The sequence below is a fragment of the Gimesia aquarii genome (assembly GCF_007748195.1).
Classification (GTDB): Bacteria; Planctomycetota; Planctomycetia; order Planctomycetales; family Planctomycetaceae; genus Gimesia; species Gimesia aquarii.
On record NZ_CP037920.1, the window covers coordinates 6,096,182 to 6,116,228 of the forward strand.

The 20,047-nt window shown below is 45.8% G+C and carries 17 protein-coding genes; 8 read left to right on the forward strand and 9 right to left on the reverse strand.

Translation table 11 applies throughout. The features are described 5' to 3' along the window. Positions 1 to 187 precede the first annotated feature (187 nt). From V144x_RS23280 to V144x_RS23295, 4 genes are all read left to right on the forward strand, one after another. Entirely contained in the window at positions 188 to 1,168 is a 981-nt protein-coding gene (locus V144x_RS23280; protein ID WP_144988689.1) for a DUF1559 domain-containing protein, read from the forward strand. A gap of 94 nt (positions 1,169 to 1,262) precedes the next feature. Next, a complete protein-coding gene (locus V144x_RS23285; RefSeq protein ID WP_144988691.1) occupies positions 1,263 to 1,562 on the forward strand; it encodes a hypothetical protein in 300 nt (99 codons plus the stop codon). After that, entirely contained in the window at positions 1,563 to 2,330 is a 768-nt protein-coding gene (locus V144x_RS23290; protein ID WP_144988693.1) for a tetratricopeptide repeat protein, read from the forward strand. It begins immediately after the preceding gene. Further along, positions 2,320 to 2,574, forward strand: a complete 255-nt coding sequence (locus tag V144x_RS23295; protein WP_144988695.1) for a hypothetical protein — start codon at positions 2,320 to 2,322, stop codon at positions 2,572 to 2,574. Before V144x_RS23290 ends, V144x_RS23295 begins: the two co-directional genes overlap by 11 nt. A gap of 538 nt (positions 2,575 to 3,112) precedes the next feature. On the opposite strand, the gene V144x_RS23300 is transcribed toward V144x_RS23295, so the two are convergent. From V144x_RS23300 to V144x_RS23330, 7 genes are all read right to left on the reverse strand, one after another. Continuing rightward, entirely contained in the window at positions 3,113 to 4,885 is a 1,773-nt protein-coding gene (locus V144x_RS23300) for a hypothetical protein (protein WP_144988697.1), read from the reverse strand. A gap of 530 nt (positions 4,886 to 5,415) precedes the next feature. Then, on the reverse strand, positions 5,416 to 5,724 hold the full coding sequence (locus V144x_RS23305; protein ID WP_144988699.1) for a cyclic-phosphate processing receiver domain-containing protein: 309 nt from the start codon (positions 5,722 to 5,724) through the stop codon (positions 5,416 to 5,418). A gap of 249 nt (positions 5,725 to 5,973) precedes the next feature. After that, on the reverse strand, positions 5,974 to 6,720 hold the full coding sequence (locus tag V144x_RS23310; RefSeq protein ID WP_144988701.1) for a 3-keto-disaccharide hydrolase: 747 nt from the start codon (positions 6,718 to 6,720) through the stop codon (positions 5,974 to 5,976). 219 nt (positions 6,721 to 6,939) lie between these two features. After that, positions 6,940 to 8,895, reverse strand: a complete 1,956-nt coding sequence (mutL, locus tag V144x_RS23315) for a DNA mismatch repair endonuclease MutL (protein ID WP_144988703.1) — start codon at positions 8,893 to 8,895, stop codon at positions 6,940 to 6,942. Positions 8,896 to 9,025: 130 nt separating this feature from the next. Continuing rightward, entirely contained in the window at positions 9,026 to 9,709 is a 684-nt protein-coding gene (locus tag V144x_RS23320; RefSeq protein ID WP_144988705.1) for a UbiX family flavin prenyltransferase, read from the reverse strand. 45 nt (positions 9,710 to 9,754) lie between these two features. Beyond that, on the reverse strand, positions 9,755 to 10,477 hold the full coding sequence (gene ubiE / locus V144x_RS23325; RefSeq protein ID WP_144988707.1) for a bifunctional demethylmenaquinone methyltransferase/2-methoxy-6-polyprenyl-1,4-benzoquinol methylase UbiE: 723 nt from the start codon (positions 10,475 to 10,477) through the stop codon (positions 9,755 to 9,757). Between the two features lie 25 nt (positions 10,478 to 10,502). Further along, entirely contained in the window at positions 10,503 to 11,984 is a 1,482-nt protein-coding gene (locus tag V144x_RS23330; protein ID WP_144988709.1) for a UbiD family decarboxylase, read from the reverse strand. Positions 11,985 to 12,124: 140 nt separating this feature from the next. Between V144x_RS23330 and V144x_RS23335 the strand changes: the two genes are divergently transcribed. Then, positions 12,125 to 13,105, forward strand: coding sequence for a bile acid:sodium symporter family protein (locus V144x_RS23335; protein ID WP_144988711.1), 981 nt, complete (start codon positions 12,125 to 12,127; stop codon positions 13,103 to 13,105). A 4-nt stretch (positions 13,106 to 13,109) separates the two neighbouring features. On the opposite strand, the gene V144x_RS23340 is transcribed toward V144x_RS23335, so the two are convergent. Continuing rightward, on the reverse strand, positions 13,110 to 13,388 hold the full coding sequence (locus V144x_RS23340) for a transcriptional regulator (protein ID WP_144988713.1): 279 nt from the start codon (positions 13,386 to 13,388) through the stop codon (positions 13,110 to 13,112). Positions 13,389 to 13,892: 504 nt separating this feature from the next. Here V144x_RS23340 and V144x_RS23345 point away from each other — a divergent pair. Both V144x_RS23345 and fbaA read left to right on the forward strand, forming a co-directional pair. Continuing rightward, positions 13,893 to 16,832 (forward strand): hypothetical protein, encoded by a 2,940-nt coding sequence (locus V144x_RS23345; protein ID WP_144988715.1) that lies wholly within the window; start codon positions 13,893 to 13,895, stop codon positions 16,830 to 16,832. A 345-nt stretch (positions 16,833 to 17,177) separates the two neighbouring features. Beyond that, a complete protein-coding gene (gene fbaA / locus V144x_RS23350) occupies positions 17,178 to 18,209 on the forward strand; it encodes a class II fructose-bisphosphate aldolase (RefSeq protein ID WP_144988717.1) in 1,032 nt (343 codons plus the stop codon). 62 nt (positions 18,210 to 18,271) lie between these two features. Here fbaA and V144x_RS23355 read toward each other — a convergent pair whose 3' ends face one another. After that, positions 18,272 to 19,150, reverse strand: coding sequence for a hypothetical protein (locus V144x_RS23355; protein WP_144988719.1), 879 nt, complete (start codon positions 19,148 to 19,150; stop codon positions 18,272 to 18,274). Between the two features lie 332 nt (positions 19,151 to 19,482). Between V144x_RS23355 and ispF the strand changes: the two genes are divergently transcribed. Further along, positions 19,483 to 20,004, forward strand: a complete 522-nt coding sequence (gene ispF / locus V144x_RS23360; RefSeq protein ID WP_144988721.1) for a 2-C-methyl-D-erythritol 2,4-cyclodiphosphate synthase — start codon at positions 19,483 to 19,485, stop codon at positions 20,002 to 20,004. Positions 20,005 to 20,047 lie beyond the last annotated feature (43 nt).

A 20,047-nucleotide genomic window follows, 5' to 3' on the forward strand; every position in this document is an offset into this window, starting at 1 on the left:
CCCGCAAAAGGTATTTGTGTTGCCGCCAATAGTTGAAGTGAGAAACAGAATTCATCTGCTCCCTTTCACTACAACCACTGCTACAACCTCTCCTCAGTAGCCAGCCATTCATCCGGTGAGTTTCACTCCCAAGAGGGATGTGATTTCTGTCACTTTGTCTGGTTTCTTAATGAAGGAGATACCCACCATGTTGTCACGTAGAACGCGTCTGGATCGTTCCACAGCACACAAGCGGTCCGCTTTTACCCTCATCGAATTACTCGTTGTAATTGCGATTATTGCAATTCTGATTGCCCTGCTCTTACCGGCAGTCCAACAGGCGCGTGAAGCCGCCCGACGGAGTTCGTGTAAGAATAACCTGAAACAGATTGCTCTGGCGACGCATAATTTTCACGATACATTTCGCGAGTTTCCTTATGCAACTTCAGATTATGAGGTAACCGAAGATCTCTCAGATCCATCGAATCTTCCCTCAACAACCTGGGTCACAGGACATATTCAAATTATGCCGTTCCTGGAACAGGATGCCATTGCCTCTCGCTGGGATCCGGAAGAGAGACGTAACAGTACTGTTGACACAGATGGCGATGGCTTTACCAACGCGATGCTGGTGCAGATGATTGTCCCCACTTTTCTCTGCCCTTCGATGCCGATGCCTGCTCCCCTCACAGAAAACCGTGCTCCCTGTAGCTATATCTTTTCAGCGGGAACTCCGGAAACGACTCTTTTGCATTACGCAACTTACTATGGAGTACCTGAACCTGCATTTGATGGCGCGATTGTCCCACGAATTTTGAATCCTAATAGTTCAACGAGTCCCAGTTATGAAAAAAAGACCAGAATGCGTGACATCACTGATGGAACAACAAATACATTCTTAATGGGAGAAACCGACTTTTCACCAACAGGATCACCCTCAACTGGCACATCAGTTGTCGGTAGTGTCTGGGCATTTGGCTATGCGGGTTATACCTGGGGTACAACCCACCATCCGCCCAACCGGCACAACGGTACGACTAGTTATGGGTCATTCCGCAGTTTGCATCCAGGCGGAACTCACTTTGCGATGGTAGATGGCTCAGTTCACTTTATCTCTGAGAACATCAACATGGATCTGTATCGCGCACTTTCTACTCGTGCTGGCGGAGAAATCGTTGAGTTTCCTTAGACCATTTAATGTTTAAAACCACGCGGTCATCCACTTTTCCGAGCTATCGGATCGACCGCGTGACTCTCTATCAATGATGCTTCTGGAGTAAGTCATGTTTCGCGTATTGTGCATGTTATTAATGCTTTTCCCAATAATGCTATCCGTTTATAGCTGCTCTTCCGGTTCTGATATTGAAATCGGAAAGCCAACAGAAATTTCCGAACCAGTTCCCCTCTCACTTGAGGAGTGGAATGCAATAACGAATGCAACGGAAAAGTATGACGTCGACACACTCGAACGTTTAAGAAAAAGTGACCCTGCTTTGAAAAGTGAAAAAGCCTGGAAAAAATTCATGGGTGAGGTAGTAGGACCTCAAATGGCTAAAGACAAACCGATAAAGGAGCCAATCTAGATGCATGTACTTGAAAGTGAGTTGCAGAACCTGACTTTTTTTTATGAGGCAAAGCGTTGGGAAGAAGGGCTCTATTTAACTCAAACCCTTTTGCAAGAATATCCCGACGATGGTCGAATCTGGGAATTCAGCGGTTTAATCTGCCGGGAATTCAATTGCTTTCAAGGTGCCCTGCATGCCTTCGAAACAGCTAATACCTTAATCCCACTTTCAGAGAATGCACAAATTGCATTAGCCGACTGCTACATCCATTCCGAAAAACAGGAGTTAGCTCTTGAGATCTTTAAGTACTTGTTCCAAAAAAATGGCATTCAACCTTCGTTGCTTGCTTTAGTGAAGAGCCGTTTAAAACTTCTGCATGAATCGGGAACAAAAATGAACGACGTCGTTTCCGTCATGGAAAATTCAGAAATCACAGCGGAACAACACTATAACCTGGCTTTCTATATGGGAAATACAGGCTACCCGGTAAAAATCATCGAGCAGGAAATCAAAAAAGCCATTCAGCTGGCACCAGATCATCTCGAATACCGAGTTGGGCTGGCTGGATTTTTGAGTCAGGTAGATCGAGCCAAAGAAGGCTATCAATATGTGGCACAACTCACATCGGAATACATTTCTGAGCTGACTTGTGAGTGTTGTTTAAAACGACTCGTTAACGTTTATATTGCTGCAAACGATCAGCAGAAAGCAGCTAGCTGTCTCGACAGGTTAAAAGAAATCAAAAGTGAAATAAGAAAAGAAAGTTTGAGTCAAGATGGCCATTGAGTCACATTTATTATCAGTACCAATCAGAAGCAAATATTACGTCACACTCCAGGCGGCTGCAAAAGGTTTCGATCAATATCAAGGTAAAGTTGGCATCATTCGTTCGGTCCGTGCTGATGGATTTCTTGAAGTCGACTTTTCCTGTTCTGGTGGCACTGAATCAGTTCATTTGGATTCTTATCTCATGGAAGAGTATGCTCCTCCCATGGATGGGGGGAAAGAATCCCTGAATTTTCACTGTTAAAACAATCGACAGGAATCAATAGTTATTCTCAATGCATGCTTCATTAAGAACAATTTCAAGTCAGTTAAAAAGGTATGTCCAATGAATTTGTTTCAACTGCTTGTGATTCATATAGCAATTTTTTGTGTTATTGGATTGTGCTTAGCATGTTTTCAGCTTCTGTGTTTGTTCCTTAAAAAAGTGATTCACCATTACAGGAGTGCCCTCAAAGTGTCGACTCAAAAGAAATCATTCCCAAAGTCTCGCTCTTGCCTGGCATCTTAAAACAGCCGAACAGACTGACAAGCTCTTTTTAACAATTGGATGTTTATGGGATCGATTTTACTGGAACTGCCCCTTACCTGATATTTTTCGATCCTAATTGAACGAACTTGAAACTCAAGAGTACTAATAGTTCCAAACACTTTTTTAGCTTACTATCTCAATCTGGAAAAAAATTTTGTGTGATCCACAAAAAATGAACTTTAAAGCCAGTCAAGAAATGATATCCAAGGAGGTCTGATATGAGTATTGCTGTTATATAAATCTGAAAACGATTTCATTGATCTGGCGTTACACAATATTTTTTGAGTTGAATAATCACCATATCTTTTCGCTCGAGAGACCAGTCGCTGTCGAATTTGATCTTGTCGGTCGTATGACTGATCGCTGTAGCTGCTCGATCACAGACTCGCATGGAGGATTCAAAACCTGTGAGATTTCGACGATCATCGAGTAAGGGACCGAGAATTTCTTTCGATAATGAACTGCCATACCACAACACATTGCACATGGTTTTGGCACGATCAACACTGCCTGTAGCAAGATAATTCTGATAGACTACTTTTGCACGATCAGGAAATTGCTCACCGATCATTTCTAAAATCCCCTCCTCATAATATGATGTTTCGGAAGAAAGTTCTAGAATGTGTTTGGCCTGCTTGAAGATCGATTGGGAATACGGTTTTTTAACACCATCAAGTGCCTTCAAGAAATATCCGGGGTTTGTAGTCATTTCGGCAATTTCGAGCAGCTTGTCTTGAACTAATCTGTCTTTAGACGTGCTGATCGATGCTAGGCATTCCCAATAAAATTCATTGTGTTTGGTATTAGTGAAATCAATTCTTCTTAGTTGATCGATTAAAAATTCTGCATAACCACGATTTGCCAGTGCAAGCAAACACGCTGGTGCAATCTCTGCTTCTTCCGAGTCTGCAAGATAAATTCGCTGCAATACTTCACCCACTTTTTTACTTTTGTCATACCTCAGCGAGCGGATGAAACTTATACGTTCGGATACAGGCATAGATGACATATAAGGACGATCAGCGAATTTGATATTTGCCGGTTGATCAAATAGTTGGACTAGTAACTCGCGCGGATGAGTTTTAAATCCCGATGAACGAAACTCAAGATCGTCTTGACCGACTTCTTCTAAATACTTGAGATCATAATAGAGAGATTCCATGATTCCGCCAGCATACGTTTCGCCATTTATACGAATAAACTCGTCAAACAATTTTTGTTGTTGTTCTTTGTTCCCAGCCTCGTAGAGCTTGTCGCTAACAAAATTTGAAATTTTGTCAGCATCATACACCGGTTTGTTGAGCTGTTTGAGCACAAGCGTTTCGACAAACTCGGGATAATAAAATGACAAACGAAGATACGCCCCAAATTGGCGACCTTCATGATCTGGCATCTTGAAATCCTGAATGAGTTGCTGAATATGCTGTTCCCGCGTAAGATCCTGCCAATCTTTAATCACAACCTCGCGTAGCTGTTTGGAATATGAAGGCGAACTGACAGCCAGTATTCCTGTAGGTACATACTTAGTTGCCGCGAATCGACGATTGACAATTTGTCCCAACGCGACAAAACAAAGATCACCCACTGTGATCGAATGTTTGTTTGGATGGTTTTCATCTTTCTCGAAAAGGTCGAGATTTACATTGCTGGGAACGTCCTTCCGAGTGCGATTGTTGAAATCATACAGATCGATAAATCCTGTAAACGAGAAGCCTTGCACTGGTTTCATATTAATCTTACGTTCATCGCCGATGTGTTTGATTAAGGTGGGTATAGCATCGATTCCCTGTTCGACAATCTTGCGGAGTGGCTCGCTCCGAACAGGTTGACCGGCACCGATCACCTGTGCTCCCATCATTCCAGTATCTGCGTAAGGCAAAAACTCTGTTCCGGATGAGTATACTAAATATCCAAAACCAGGCTCAGAAACTGTGACCAGTTTGTCAATCAACGTTTCAATTTTTTCACTCGCGCGACTGGTTTGCAAGATACTCAGACAAAACATAATGACAAGGATAATGCGCACGGCAACTCCTGAATGTGATCATTCAATATGATGACTTAGCCACGAGATTCTCATCAATTCTTCTAATTTAGCAGATCCTCAGTATCCAATCTACTAAAAAAATACGTTGCCACAGAGAATCGAGTACCGGAAATTAGGGCTACCCCTCAATTCTTTTTATTTATGGAATTCTATAAATCAATTAAACTCTTTGATTAGCTGACGCGTTTATAGAATAGCCATGAAAAGTTCTCATACGCTTAAGTGCCCCGCATACCATCGTCCTCTGTTGAACAGGTTATCTGATCAGTACCTGTATTGCTGCGAGTTTCTCCCTGACCATTTAAAACTGACTGATCATGATAAAAACAGCGATTGGAGCAGCAGCCAATCCAATTAGAGCATCATCGTCTCAGACGCTAATAGAAAAAAGCGGAAGAAATAGAAAAACAAGAACGGTTTCTAAAAAACGCAGATGATGGTTGGTGTTTTTTCCTAATGAGAAGCTTAAGGGGCACGACTCGATTTTCCGTCCTTGGCCCTTTTTCTATTCAATCCGCGCCGCAGTAACACTCGGTCAGTCGCTGGATTGAAACAAGGGCTGAAAGCATCCGGTTGCGGGCCGGTGGGTTGGCGGTGTGCACGTGAATCGCCGGAGGATCGAAGTCGCGCGTGGCGACGGCTTCTTCAATCCACAGCAGCACATCGTAACCCGTCCCGCGTGTGTCATCGCCCAGATCATGGTCTAGACTGATTTCTCTGACGTTGCCTGTCTCTAAAAGTGTTATCGCTTCTTCAGGCCAGCGTACCTGCCGCCAGCCCGGCGGCGCCGGTCGTACATCGTCCAGATAGATTCTCATGAATTCGCTTTCTATTTTGTATCAAGAACCAGTCTCTCCTGAGAAAAAGTGCTTTCTCCCAGACAGACACGCTCCCCTCTAAAAAGTTCGCCTGCAGCGCGTAAGACGAGCCGACAACAGTAGAAAAGGCTGTTTCGATCCTAATAAAGAATTCATAGGTCAGGAGATAGTGAGAACCGGATTTTTCTGTCTCTGGCCCTTTTATGATGGTCCTTTTTGAAATGCAGACAAAAAGGCAAGACGGTGTGACTAGTCAAGCGTTCTGAACTTCAGTCTTCTGACTTCAAATCGATAGGCACCGTTGGGTCGAAATTGTAGTGCAATTGCATCGCCAGATGGTCGCTTCTCGACAACGCGATCGACAATCTCATTGGCCAGCTTTCCGTTTAAGTAGAGCTGAACCATATTGCCTTTGACTCGAACCAGACAGTTATTCCATTCTGGTGGCTTCCGAAAGACCTTAGTCGCTTGAAATGAATGTGGGAGAGGTACAATCTTTTCTTTTTCATTTGCCTCGATTCTGACTCGGTTGCCACGTTTAAACATTCGGTGTCGTTTTCCATCAAAAATGTGACCGAATAACTTGCCCTCGCGTTGCCATCGATTGGTGCTATAAAGGTTTGCGGTATCTAATTCGGCCTGATATCCGGCTAGATTCCCCTTCTTATTAACCTTTTGACTTCGATCCACAAGAAAATAGACTCCAGCATCCTGTGGCGCCCTACTTATGATTCGATATTCCAGTCGGAATTCGAAATTATCTTTTAGCTTGCCGTCCCAAATCAAATGGTGAATTTTCGGTAGCGATTTCCCGCCAACCGACTCAGCGACGATGACTCCCTTTTCTGATGACCACCATTTGCCTGGATCGCTCCAATCATCGAGACCATCAACACTGATTGATTGCCAGTTTCCGGGTGCCTGGGAATCAGCAGTCTGAGGTAGTGAGAGGAATATGATTAAACAAGCAAGAAGGCAGAAATAATGTGGTTTCATCAATTACATGCCTCAAAAAATGAGATTCTGAAAATTGCATACTTATGATTAACTATCTGGCTTGATTCAATCTTAACCAATGAGTTCCAGGATAGATTAGCTATTATGCTAGCAGAATGATTCAGCAATATCCAAGGTAGAGTGACTTCAGCATCTCTGCTATTTGATGATAGCTGGTAAATTTTGGGGATACCATTTTTTCTTACAGGTATTGCGAACCTAGCCCATACGACCGAATTGTCGGTCGAGTTCGGCATGGCTGAGTACTAATGCCGAGGGTCTTCCATGTGGACAATGATGGGCGTCATCGATGAGATGGCGTTGTTCGAGCAGGCTGAAGATTTCTTCCTGTGTCAAACGCTGCCCCGCTTTGATGGCGGCTTTACACGACATCATCGTGATTAAATCATCCAGCAGGTCCCGTCGGGAAGGCTGTTTGGATTGATCGAGGTTATCGGCAATGTCGCGAACTAACTGCTCCAGATTCACCCGCTGTAACATCACAGGATAGCTGTTTACCAATAGAGTGTTGCCGCCGAATTCTTCGATGCCCAGACCAAAGCTGTTGAGCATTTCCGCATGGTCCAGAATGAGAGCCGTCTCTTTGGGACTCATCTCAACCGTCAAAGGGACGAGTAACTTCTGTGATTCGACAGACTGGGCCAACACACGCTTCCGGAAATATTCATACATAATTCGTTCATGGAGTGCGTGTTGATCGATGATTGTCAGCGCCCCTTTGATCTCAACGACGATGTAGCAGTTCAATACTTGAATCGGTCGTAAATCTGCAGTCGCGACTTCCGCAAATTGATCTTCCTGTCGATCACTTTCCGGAATCAGAACGGGCTCTGTACTGACCTCTTCAGATTGTGACAACGCACGTTCGGCAGCTTCCTGAAACCTGGCAAGTGTTGTGCTCTCACGGGCAGTCGTACCCTGACTGCTAAATGGTCTGGCTGGATCGGGTCTGCTGGAAATTGAACGCGGTGTAGAATTCACTTGTATCGGAGGACGCTCTTCGGTCGCTTGTCCCAATTGTTCCTTCGCCCAGCTGGTCAGGTCCATTTGTGTTTGTTTTTGCTGAGGTATTTCAGGCGGTGTGATTGAACCAGAATCAATGTCACCTTTTTTGGTCAGTGACATCTGCGTTTGCAAGTCCATACTCAGAAACTGGCTGCGCAACGTCGAAAGTAACTGACGATACAGATTCTGGCCGTCCCGAAACCGCACTTCCGATTTCGTCGGATGCACATTCACATCAACCATCGAAGCCGGCATATCCAGATAAAGGAACGAGATCGGTTGTCGCCCCACCATGAGTAGTCCTCGATAGGCTTCGGTCAACGCATGCTGCAACGTGCGATCTTGAATCCAGCGACCATTTAAAAACAGGTACTGCCCTTTGCGAGTCGATTTATTTTGACTGGGATGAGACACATATCCCCAAATGCGAATGTCATCCACTTCTGACTCAACCCAGATCAAGTGATCGGCCAGTTTCTTTCCATAAAACAGACGCAGGCGATCGATCAGATTATCTGAAGGGGGCAGATCAAAGATGACTTTATTATTGTGCCGTAACACCATGTAGAGTCGAGGATGTGCGAGTGCCGCGCGGGTAAACTGTTCGCTGATATGCCCAAACTCGGTTTTGGTCGTTTTCAGGAATTTTCGTCGCACTGGTGTATTGGCAAAGAGCTGCCTGATTTCAATCGACGTTCCTAAAGGGCAGCCGCAGGGCTGTGGTTTACCAGCGGCTCCCGTATTGACTTCAAATTCGAGACCCTGAGATTGATCGGCTGTGCGTGTGCGAATACGAAACTGGCTGACTTCGGAAATCGAAGCCAGCGCCTCGCCGCGAAAGCCCATGGTCTGCACGCTGAAGAGATCATCGGCTGAAGTAATTTTACTGGTGGCATGGCTGGAAACGGCGAGCAATAAATCGTCAGGGTGAATGCCTTCGCCGTTATCGACGACGCGAATCAGGTCGGCCCCTCCATTCATGATGTCGACTTCGATTCGGGTAGCCAGTGCATCGACACTGTTATCGAGCAACTCTTTGACAGCACTGGCTGGACGCTCGATGACTTCCCCCGCGGCGATCTTGTTAATCACGCTGGTATCGAGTTGATGAATGCGGGAAATCGATTCCACAGAGGCCTTCCGTTCCATTTGCTGATCAGTCCGACTGATGAGTTGGGTTTGTTTATCTCTATCGTTATTTTTAACCGCTCAACGAAAGAATCGCAATGAAACCCACTCGCAGAAGTCAGTTACTCAATACATCTAAGAACCTTGATTCCTAGCTGCCCCAGCGTTGATGAATGTCGTGCTTGATTCCCAGATGATCACAAATCCGCCCTGAAATGAAATCGACCAAATCATGAATCGTAACCGGATTATGATAAAAGCCAGGTGCAGCCGGCATGATCGTCGCACCGGCTTGCGTCAAACGAACCATATTCTCCAGCGGAATCAAACCGAGTGGCGTTTCGCGGGCTACCAAAATCAGCTTGCGTCGCTCTTTCAAATGCACATCGGCAGCCCGATGAATCAGGTTGTTACAAGCCCCCGAGGCGATACTTCCCAGGGTTCCCATCGAACAGGGACAGATCACCATGCCGGCAGTCAAAAAAGACCCGCTGGCAATACCCGACATAAAATCCTGGTAATGATGATAAATCAGTTCTCCCTGTTTCACATCGGATTCCCCCAGCACAGAACTCAACGCAAAATCTTCGTTGGACGCATTCTTCATTTTGCTGATCGCGCTATCTTCCGGGAGGTTCGAAGGATCGGGAAGAAGTTGCTTGGGGTCGAATTCCTCTAAGTCGATCTTGAGTCCGAGTTCCTGCTTTAACACATAAGTCGCAGCCGGGCTCATCGTAAGGTGTACGGTGCGGCCGGCAGCCATCAGAACTTCGACCAATCGTACGGCATAAATGGAACCACTGGCCCCTGTGATTGCAACGACAACGTTAGACATGCGGATGCACCTTATTTACTACATCTGAGTTGATTCTGAAACGGGTTACTTCCTCTCAGTTGAGAGTTCCGGTTTCGTACCCACATACAGCGTGGCAATTCCGAATGTGAGTGGATACCAGCGCGTTCCCTGTAATCCACACTCATCCATCAAATCGGCCAACTCCTTGCCATAGGGAAACTCTGATACCGACTCCGGCAGATAGTTATAGGCTGACTGTCTGTTGCGGGCCAGTAATTGTCCCATTTTTGGTAAAATATGTCGAAAATAAAATTGATAGCTGGCTCGAAATAGAGGATTGGTGGGCATCGAAAATTCCAGTACAGCAACCTGACCACCGGGCTGACAAACGCGAATCATTTCTTTGAGCCCCTGTCTGGTATCGGATACATTTCTCAATCCAAATGAAACAGAGACAATCTGAAACTGATTATCGGCAAACGGTAGCTGCTGCGTATCTGCTTCAAGAAAATTCAGAGCTGCACTGTTGTTTTTCTTCAGTGCCAGCTTCAGCATATCATGCGTGAAGTCGGCACCAATGACTTGTGTTTTGCCGCCGGTCTTTTTGAGATACGAAATAGCAAGATCACCGGTTCCCGTACAGACATCCAGAATCGGTGCTTCTCCCGCCGGTGCGACTTTCCGCACCGTTCGCCACCGCCAATAATAATCTACACCTCCCGAAAGAAAATGGTTCATAAAGTCATAGCGGGGCGCGATCTCGCCAAACATCTGCTGCACACGTGAGCCGGTTTTATCTACATTCATAACTAAGGTATCTGTTCAATTTCTTTCAGGAAAGGCCTAATTCATCTAATCGGCTACGTACGCGCTGTTGTATGTCTGATGTCATTTTGAGTGCAGCGGGCCATTCGCGGGAATGGCCTTCTGCCGTTGATTTCCGGGTCGCATCGAATCCCAGCTTATGGCCGATACCCATCACATTTGAACTGTGATCATACACATCGCCGGGACCTTCTGAGTAAATCAAATCACGTCCGGTATTCACATTCGTACTGACATGATACCAGATTTCCTGCTCATCATGCACGTTCACATCCTGATCCACGACGAAAATCATCTTTAATGAGAGTAAGCGTTCCAGACTCCACAATGCATTCACAACGCGGCGTGCCTGCTGTGGATAGGATTTCTGAATACTCACAAACATCAGATAGCGCCCCACACCTGCTGAGGGAAAATGAACATCTACAATTTCCGGTACTATTAATTTCAACAAGGGCAGAAAGATCCGTCCGGTTGCCTGAGAAAAGATGCCTTCTTCCGCGGGCGGTGCGGCAGGAATCAAAGCCGGCCAAATCGGATTCGCGCGATGCGTGACGGCAGACAAATGCAATGGGAACACCATTTCCGCCGAACTATAAAAACCTGTGGGGTTGGCAACCACACTCACTTCCTGTGGTTCTGTTGTGGTATCAATGAAGCCTTCCATTACAATTTCGGCCTGTGCGGGAACATCAAGATCGATGGTACGACCTTTGACCAGTTCCAAAGCGCGATTGCGAAGAAAACCGCTGAAAGCATAAGGATCCGTTGGCGTTGGAAGTGGTGCGTGAGCTGTATAGAGGCAAACGGGATCGGCTCCTAATACAACCGCCACTGGCATTTGCTGCGCGCGAGACTGATACTTCTGCAAGAGCTGGTGACCCGCGTCATGTTGGCTCCAGCGAATGGCCAATTGCTGATCTGAAATGACTTGAATCGGACGTGTGTTGACAAATCGGGTATTGGTATCGGGATCAAAGGTCACAATTTGCGCCGCCGTGATTGTCGAATATTCTTCATCCGGCCAACACTTTAGGAGAGGAAATTCTCTGAGATTGACATCGCGACCTAATTTGACCACCTGTTGGCAACTGGCTGTTTTGACAACCCGCGGTTTGATATTGAGTAACTGCGAAAACTGCGGAATCATCTGCAAAGAATCGAGCCAGCCTTCCGGAAGGTCAGGCTGTAACAACCCCGTTACTCGATCGGCAATCGTATCGAGAGAACCAGTACGCAAAATCTGCAGCATCCGCGGCAGACTACCATACAAGTTTGTGAGAACAGGGATTTTATGCCCGATCACGTTATCGAACAACAGGGCTGGTGCAGTACCATTCTGGTTCGACTTGATGACATATTCTGTAATCGCAGTGATTTCCAACTCCGATTCCACCGGAGCAGAGATGCGTCTTACCTGCCCCGATTCTTCGAAGTCTGTTACAAAATCGGCCAGATGGTCCGCATTCATCATTATGGTGTTATTCATAGAAATTCAGAAACGATTCGATTACATTCAGGAATCATAACCGATTTAGAACATCCCACAAATGATCGCAGCAGTGATCCTCTCAGAATATTGGGATCCCAAAACAACACAGACCTTTGAATCTTCCGGACTTATCAATCATGCTGCAACGCTTTCTGCTATTCTGGCTGATTCTATTATCTGCTGTCGCTGTCTTCTGGGATCAACTCATTCCCTTCGATTTCCACCCCTTTCATGCTTCGAAGCCTTATCTTTCGTATTTATTTGCTTTGACGATGTTCGTTATCGGCGCACTGCTTCCCGCCGATGAAGTACGGGAGGTCTTCCGCCGTTGGCATACCGTATTAAGTGGCACATTTGTGCAATATACTGTCATGCCGGGATTGGCTTATCTGATGAGTCTGTTCTTTTTGAACAATCCAGAGTTGCGCATTGGTATTATTCTGGTAGGCTGTGTTCCCGGTGCCATGGCCTCGAATGTATTAACCCTGGCTGCACGAGGGAACGTCAGTTATTCGGTCTGCCTGACCACAACAGCGACCCTGCTCTCCCCCCTGATCGTCCCGCTGTTCTTGTATCTCGCAGTTGCGGGTACTGATATTGACGCAGTACAACTCGCGATCGACACATTTGTGAAATTACTACTACAGGTTGTCATTCCCGTGATTGCCGGGCATCTGCTCGCTCGCAAAAATCAACGATTCAGTCGATTCATGCAGTTAATTGGACCGACGTTCGCCAATCTTTCGATCTTATGGATCATTGCGACCATTATCAGTTTGAATCAGAATCGTCTGCAACAGGTATTTTTGTCTCTCGCGGCGGCTTTACTGGTGATTAACATTTTGGGATATCTGTTTGGATATCTCGCCGGTGCGGTCGTCAAACTTGATGAAGCAAAACGAAGAGCACTAACACTCGAAGTGGGCATGCAGAACGCTGGTTTGGGAGCAGTTCTGGCGAGCGATTTGTTTCCGGGCAAAGAATTGATTGCACTTCCGCCCGCCCTTTACATGTTTGGTTGTATGTTGACGGGAACCATCCTGGCGCAAGTCTGGTCACGGAAACAAAAGTTTAAAGAAACAGCAGAAGATCAAAGTGAGGAAACGTTATCAACGTAATTGATTAGGTTTCTTCGAGGCGTGCTTTCAATTCGTCACGTTCTTTTTTGGTAGCATCCAAATCGAACATCAGATATTTGACATCCAGACGTAGCTGAGCCAATGCTTCTTGAATCAGACCCAGAATACGACGGCGGCGTTTCACAGATTCCACAACTCGTGAATAGGAAACTTCCAACTGCGACTGAAGCTCTGGTGGAAGCTCTGCGATTTTCTTACCCAGATCGATTACTTCACGGGGTAAACTTGCACTATCTGATTCGTCGGAAAGTCGCGTATTCATAATGTATCATTTCTCAGTTTGCGCCTGTGCCTTCTCCATATCCATGAATCCACATGGAAAACTTCGTAACTAATAGAACAGATTTTGTGCCGATTATAAAACTTTAAAAAAGAATTTAATGTAAGTCTTATCTAATAAACAACTTATAAAACATTTTCACACAGACGTCCCTTTAACCAGTTTCGCAAAAATGGAAGGCTTCGTCTTGGCTCAATTTGAAGATTCTTCTAAAATCTCCAGCGATTCAAGCTGTTTTTAGCTACTTCAACGCTTGGTTGAGAAAAAGAAACGCTGACGTTGATCAAGTGAAACGAAAACCGTTTGTAATCAACAATTTGTAAAGAATGCTGAACGATGTTCGGTTTAAAGAAACTGGGAAACATATAAGCCCAGCAGTAGTTGATCACTTTTAAAAACCCTCCAGACTTTAGTATGTAAATTAGTCTAGATTGTGACATTTCCACAGCGTTTTCTACCCCAGGATGGGCCAGAGTTTGGGCATTGATGCCACACAAAATTTGTGAGTTAATTCAAGGACGAATTGGTCTGCTGGCGGTTCTGATTCTGGAACTGTGCAGCGCATCGCTCTTGCGCGCCGAAACCTATCATGCTAATTTTGATGATACGTCAAAAGTCAGTTGGCAGGTTCGCATTGATCCTTCTCAAGCACAAAAAAAGTGGCATGTCCGAAATACGACGACACCCCATGAAGGAACGGCCGCCGAACATTTGCAAATCGTCACTGGCAATGTCGGTTCCATCATTGAACTGTCACACCAGCTACCTTCCAGTCGTATTATTAATGAGTTGACGGTTTCACTCTGGTTAAAGTCCAACAGACGGGGTACTCGAATTGGTCTCGAGGCGGTACTGCCACATCAAATCGATCCGGAAACGGGGACGATGGCCAGAATCTATTTGATTGGTGATACTTATACCGACGAAGAAAAGTGGCAGCAACTTCGTTGTACTACCTCCGAAGGGCTCGTAAATCAATCCATTGGATTATTACGAGGACGGAGCAAACTCCGTCAAGTCGATACACGAGATATGTATGTGGAACGAGTTCTGATTGTGACGCGTTCCTCTTCAGATCAAGTGGAATTTCTTCTGGACGACTTAAAACTATCACCGATTGTAAAACCCAGCCAATCAGTAATGGCTTCAGCGGCTGCGATGCATAAAAAAAGATCGAAGCCGATTGTGGAATTTCTGCTTGATCGAATCCAGGTACAGGGAAAACCAATGTTTCCCCGGATGACCCGCTTTCATGGAGAGAATCTGGCCGAACTCAAACAGACCGGCCTGAACGTAGTCTGGGCACCTCAATTCGATGATTATGAGTTTCTCTCGCAATTACAAAACCAGGGTCTATGGGCCATGGCAACGCCTCCTCGTCCTCAAGATGAACATGGCTCATTCCTCCCGTCACGAGATGCGACACTGATTCCCTTCGAGGATCAGACAGCCCCCATCATTTTCTGGAATCTGGGAACACGCATTCCAGGCAAACAGGGGGTCGAACTACTCAGCCGGGTTGGACAAATTCAAAGTGCTGATCGGCAATTCAAGCGGCCGATTATGGCAGACGTCCTGGGGAATGAACGACAAATCGCACGTGAAGTTTCAATGATCGGCTCTAGCCCTCATATACTAAATAGCGATGTCAGTTTGCTGCAGTATCGAAATACCCTGATCGACAAAAGTCGGATTGCGCCGGGTCGCTTTCTCTGGACCTGGATTCAAACGGAACCGACATCTGCAAACAAACGCTGGAGAAGTGGATCCAACAAAACACCCATTGTAATTGAACCTGAACAGATTCGTTTACAAACCTATGCGGCGCTCTCAGCAGGTTGCCGTGCTACCGGCTATTGGACAACGAATCGACTTGATGATACCACCACTCCGGGGGCCTTAGAACGGAAACTGGCTATTCGTCAGTTAAACATGGAAATTGAACTGATCGAACCCTGGCTGGCAAGGGGAACGGTCACGTCTCACATTCCCTTTAGTTTGAGACAACGCTCGACTCCACGCATCAGACAATTAGGCGCTGCCTTTAAAAATTCTGGTTCGAAACGACTACTACGTGATGAACTTCTGGCAGAACGGGAACTACAAATTCAACAGGACAAGCAAATCGGCCAGGAGTTGCAGGCAGCCATCATTCATTCTGAATATGGCGTTCTCATTCTACCGGTCTGGTATCGCAATAATGCTCAGTATGTTCCCGACCAGATGGCCGGAAATGAAGCCACGATTATTGTACCTGGCGGAAATGTCTCTGCCTCAGCCTGGGAATTAAGCACGACAGAAATCCGAAATTTAGAGCGGAAGCGTGTGAATGGGGGCGTCCAGATTACGATTCCCAAATTTGATATGACTTCAATTATCATTATGACTTCGGATCAGGGTCTCATTGAAAAGCTGAGAAAAAAAGTTGGTACACTTAGCCAGCTTTCTGCTGAAACCAGTGTGCAATTATGTCAGGCAAAACTGGAACGCTGTCAGAAAACAAATGCGGAACTCGTTCATTTAGGCGTGAGCCAGATTGCACGCATGGATGGACCGGCGATTCTCGAACGTTCTCAACGATTGGCGAGCGAGGCGGAAACTGCATTAGCCAGTCGGGACTATCGTACCGCGCGTATGCGTGCTTGTGATTCCATGCAAATGCTCCGTATTTTGCAAAGAACTCAATGGCATGAGGCGACACGCACTTTTTCCTCTGCTCTAACAAGCCCGTTTACAATTTCGTATAGCACACTGCCCGACCATTGGAAGATGATCGAACGAATTGGACGCAGTTCAAAGAACATTGAACCCAACATGTTACGTTCTGGTGACTTTGAAGATATTGATACAATGGTTGTTGAACGTTGGAAACACGAACAAAACTCGATTGAGGGAACCGAAGCGATTGCCGAATTGTATCCACGAGATAAAAAGTCTGGCAACTTCAGTCTGAGATTATTGGCGGCCCCATTGAAACGCAATGAGATCCCTTCAAATATCAAGGGGCCGTTAGTCAGAGTCACGACTCCTCCCCTTGCGGTTCGCAGTGGTCAAATTGTGCATATTACCGGTTGGATCAAAGTAACGACTTCCATTACCGGTAACCAACAGGGTGCTACTCTGCAAGACAGTATTATGGGGCCAGGCGGTGCACTTCACTGGAGCGAAAAGAGCGACTGGCAAAAATTTGACCTCATACGCGAAATACCGCAAACTGAGAATTTGGTCCTCACAATGTCACTCAATGGACTAGGCTCCATTCTACTTGATGATTTGCGCGTTATCGCCTATACACCTGAGCCTAAACTCTACGAACACACAAATGCCACCCTCTCCCCTGATCCAGAAAACACTCCCTCGGAGCCATCCCGATTCAATCTGTTGAAAAAATTGCCGAAACTGCCTCCATTTCCTTTGAAAAAATAGGCATTTTAGCAGTTGAGCTACCCTGCATTCACTATTCCGGAATCGCTTCACACTTGAATGACGGGCCGGAACTTGCTAATAAACTGTATAAAAGCAGCGTCAAAAGCCGACTCAAAGTTCGAATACTCTGAGCCATGAGTTGGAAAAGGCTGGAGCCTTACAATTGTGCTCTCTGAAATAACCATATCCGGTTCCATGCTGCTCGCTTTCAGTGATGAAGAAATCGACACTTCAGACTCATCTGAACAATAACCCTGAATGGGTAAAATGTACGCTGTCATTCTGACTTTAAGTATTCAGAACAATAATATTTTTAACTACTTTTAAACTGAACAGGAAAAACCAATGCCGATTGCAACCCCAGCTCAATACGCAGCGATGCTGGATGCCGCTCAAGAAGGTAATTATGCCTATCCCGCAATGAACGTGACTTCTTTAGTCACAATCAATGGTGCATTAAAAGCGTTTGCAGAAAAGAAATCAGATGGAATCATTCAGGTTTCCACAGGTGGTGGCCAATTTGCCTCAGGCCTGGAACAGAAAGACGCCGTCCTGGGGGCAATCATTTTAGCAGAAGCAACTCACCGATTGGCAGAACGATACGATGTGCTGATTGCCCTGCATACAGACCATTGCCAACCAGGAAAAGTTGATTCATTCCTGAAACCATTAATTGCCGAAACAGCCCGACGTCGTGAGGCCGGACTTCCAAACTTATTCCAGTCGCATATGTTGGATGCATCGGAATTACCTTTAAAAGAAAATCTGGAATTGTCTGTCGAACTCTTAAAGCTATGTGCAGCAAATGAAATCATTCTTGAAGTAGAAGCCGGTGTTGTGGGTGGCGAAGAAGATGGAGTCGACAACTCGGATCAGCCTGCCGACAAACTTTATACTTCCCCCGAAGACATGGTTGCCGTCTATGAAGCACTGAATGGTCTGGGCCGTTATATGTTTGCGGCAACTTTTGGAAACGTGCATGGCAGTTACAAACCGGGTTCGGTCAAGCTACGACCAGAAATTCTCAAGCTCGGCCAGGAAGCAGTAGTTGCCAAATATGGTAAAGAGGCAGCGTTCGATCTCGTGTTTCATGGTGGATCAGGTACCCCTGAAGATCAACTGCGTGAGACTCTGGAATATGGTGTCGTGAAGATGAATATTGATACTGACACACAGTATGCCTTCACTCGTCCTGTAGTAGATCACATGATGAAGAACTACGATGGCGTCTTAAAAATTGAAGGAGAAGTTGGCAACAAAAAAGTTTACGACCCCCGAAGCTATCTGAAAGCGGCAGAACAGGGTGTCGCAACTCGAATGGGCGAAGCTTGTGATGACCTCTATTCCACAGGAAAGACGATCTTCGGCAAGGTTTAGATCTGCCACGATTCATGATGAAAAGATAAGAAGGCACTTCCACTGGGAGCTGCCTTCTTTTTTTATTTAGAACGAACGACATCCATTTTTGACATATTCGCCAAACGCACAACCAGAATTTTTTGAACGTCGGATTTTTGACCGGTTCCACGGAAGAAATGATGACCGGCTGAATTGGGTTCCGGATCATCTGTAGCGGTGATGATTGTCATCTCTCCCACATTGAGTGTCACTTCAAATTTCTGTTTATAAAACGGTGTCGTGTTCTGCCGGTTTTCAAGTTGCCAACCGATGTTCGTGGGTGTGCGTCTTAATTGTTGCGCACCGTAATGAACTTCGGGAGTAAATTCGAGGCGTGCCCAGCCATCTTGAACTTTGTGAGCCTTCACCCGCATTACACAGCGTGCCTGTTCAAATTCTTTTGTTTCTACTTGTGCTTCATCTTCAAATAAATCAAGACTGCACTGCTCATAGAATCCACTGGTTTGAATGTCTGTGGGTACTCCGGATCGCAGCATCAATCGTCGCCCAGAAAGCAATAGAGATTCATCTTCATTTTCCACTCCCCCCAGATGAGACTTCAAACCGAGTAAAGTCTGTAGTGCCATTGGAGGAACAGAGCTAACATGTCCGACTCGAAACCCGTTCAGCTTCAAATTCTTCTGGTCCATCAATTCGACGGCACCAATTTCATCAACTTCATTCCAAAGCGTTGAGCCGAGCAGCGGATCTGTGACAGGACGCTCAATAAAAACAATCTCTACCTGCATCGCATCTTGAGATATAGGGATTGCCGGTAATTTATTAACTGTTTTTTTCGTGGCGTGCTTGTGCAGACCCAACACAGCCCCTTCTTCGATCAGTGCGCACCCTGTCACCTTGACTACTAGAAAAACCAGAGCCACAACCAGAAACCATGATTTGTGGTGAAGTAACTTCATGTGTGAATTGGGTAAGAAAAAAACGGAGAGGAATGCTGACGATGTGACATCGTTTTGTAGATCAGAAGGGGTGGGGAGTCTAACGGACATCAGAATTTATGTCAATTTCGAATTGTGCACCTCGTGTTCTTCAAAGATCCAGGGGTTCATATGTCAATTTTCCGCTACTCCCGAATCAGGCAGGACTTCCGAACATTGGCTCATATTGCCAAGTTATCCCAGTCCGGCTATGATCTCCGTGCTTTGGTCTACCACACGCAATCATATATTCACATGAATAGTTTCATTCTTGTCGTTGGATCAAAATTTAACAATCACGATGATCAAAACTCATGGCATCACAACAGATATCTGACAATTTACCTGAAATACGAATTGGTTCCGGCCAGGACTGTCACCGGCTTGAATCCGGTTACCAACTCATTTTAGGAGGAGTCCCCATTGATTTTGATATGGGGCTTGTTGGACATAGTGATGCGGACGTCTTACTCCATGCGATTACGGATGCTTTATTGGGAGCAGCAGGCCTTGGTGATATCGGTGAGATGTTTCCCAATACAGATGATCGCTGGAAAGATGCTGATTCAAGAAATTTACTTATGACAGCCTACCAGGAGGTTCAGAAGGCGGATTGGCAAATTGTAAACCTGGATTGCACAATTTCGGCAGAACGACCTAAACTAGCCGGTTACAAACCATCAATTCGAAAATCAATCGCCAAAACACTCAACATTCACGAGCAGCAAATTAACATCAAAGCCAAGACAGGAGAACGTGTGGGCCCGGTGGGAAGACAAGAAGCGATGACGGCAGATGCCATCGTGCTTTTAACACGTGAGAAACAAAATAACTAGAACCTGTGCTTGCTTTAGCGAGCGAATCCTTATTTGAAAACAG

Coding starts and splice junctions, on each gene's coding strand:
- V144x_RS23295 (WP_144988695.1), top strand. CDS start 2,320: ATGGCCATTGAGTCACATTTATTATCAGTACCAATCAGAAGCAAATAT.
- fbaA (WP_144988717.1), top strand. CDS start 17,178: ATGCCGATTGCAACCCCAGCTCAATACGCAGCGATGCTGGATGCCGCT.
- ubiE (WP_144988707.1), bottom strand. CDS start 10,477: ATGAATGTAGATAAAACCGGCTCACGTGTGCAGCAGATGTTTGGCGAG.
- V144x_RS23290 (WP_144988693.1), top strand. CDS start 1,563: ATGCATGTACTTGAAAGTGAGTTGCAGAACCTGACTTTTTTTTATGAG.
- V144x_RS23285 (WP_144988691.1), top strand. CDS start 1,263: ATGTTTCGCGTATTGTGCATGTTATTAATGCTTTTCCCAATAATGCTA.
- mutL (WP_144988703.1), bottom strand. CDS start 8,895: ATGGAACGGAAGGCCTCTGTGGAATCGATTTCCCGCATTCATCAACTC.
- V144x_RS23345 (WP_144988715.1), top strand. CDS start 13,893: ATGCCACACAAAATTTGTGAGTTAATTCAAGGACGAATTGGTCTGCTG.
- V144x_RS23280 (WP_144988689.1), top strand. CDS start 188: ATGTTGTCACGTAGAACGCGTCTGGATCGTTCCACAGCACACAAGCGG.
- V144x_RS23340 (WP_144988713.1), bottom strand. CDS start 13,388: ATGAATACGCGACTTTCCGACGAATCAGATAGTGCAAGTTTACCCCGT.
- V144x_RS23330 (WP_144988709.1), bottom strand. CDS start 11,984: ATGAATAACACCATAATGATGAATGCGGACCATCTGGCCGATTTTGTA.
- ispF (WP_144988721.1), top strand. CDS start 19,483: ATGGCATCACAACAGATATCTGACAATTTACCTGAAATACGAATTGGT.
- V144x_RS23355 (WP_144988719.1), bottom strand. CDS start 19,150: ATGAAGTTACTTCACCACAAATCATGGTTTCTGGTTGTGGCTCTGGTT.
- V144x_RS23335 (WP_144988711.1), top strand. CDS start 12,125: ATGCTGCAACGCTTTCTGCTATTCTGGCTGATTCTATTATCTGCTGTC.
- V144x_RS23305 (WP_144988699.1), bottom strand. CDS start 5,724: ATGAGAATCTATCTGGACGATGTACGACCGGCGCCGCCGGGCTGGCGG.
- V144x_RS23310 (WP_144988701.1), bottom strand. CDS start 6,720: ATGAAACCACATTATTTCTGCCTTCTTGCTTGTTTAATCATATTCCTC.
- V144x_RS23320 (WP_144988705.1), bottom strand. CDS start 9,709: ATGTCTAACGTTGTCGTTGCAATCACAGGGGCCAGTGGTTCCATTTAT.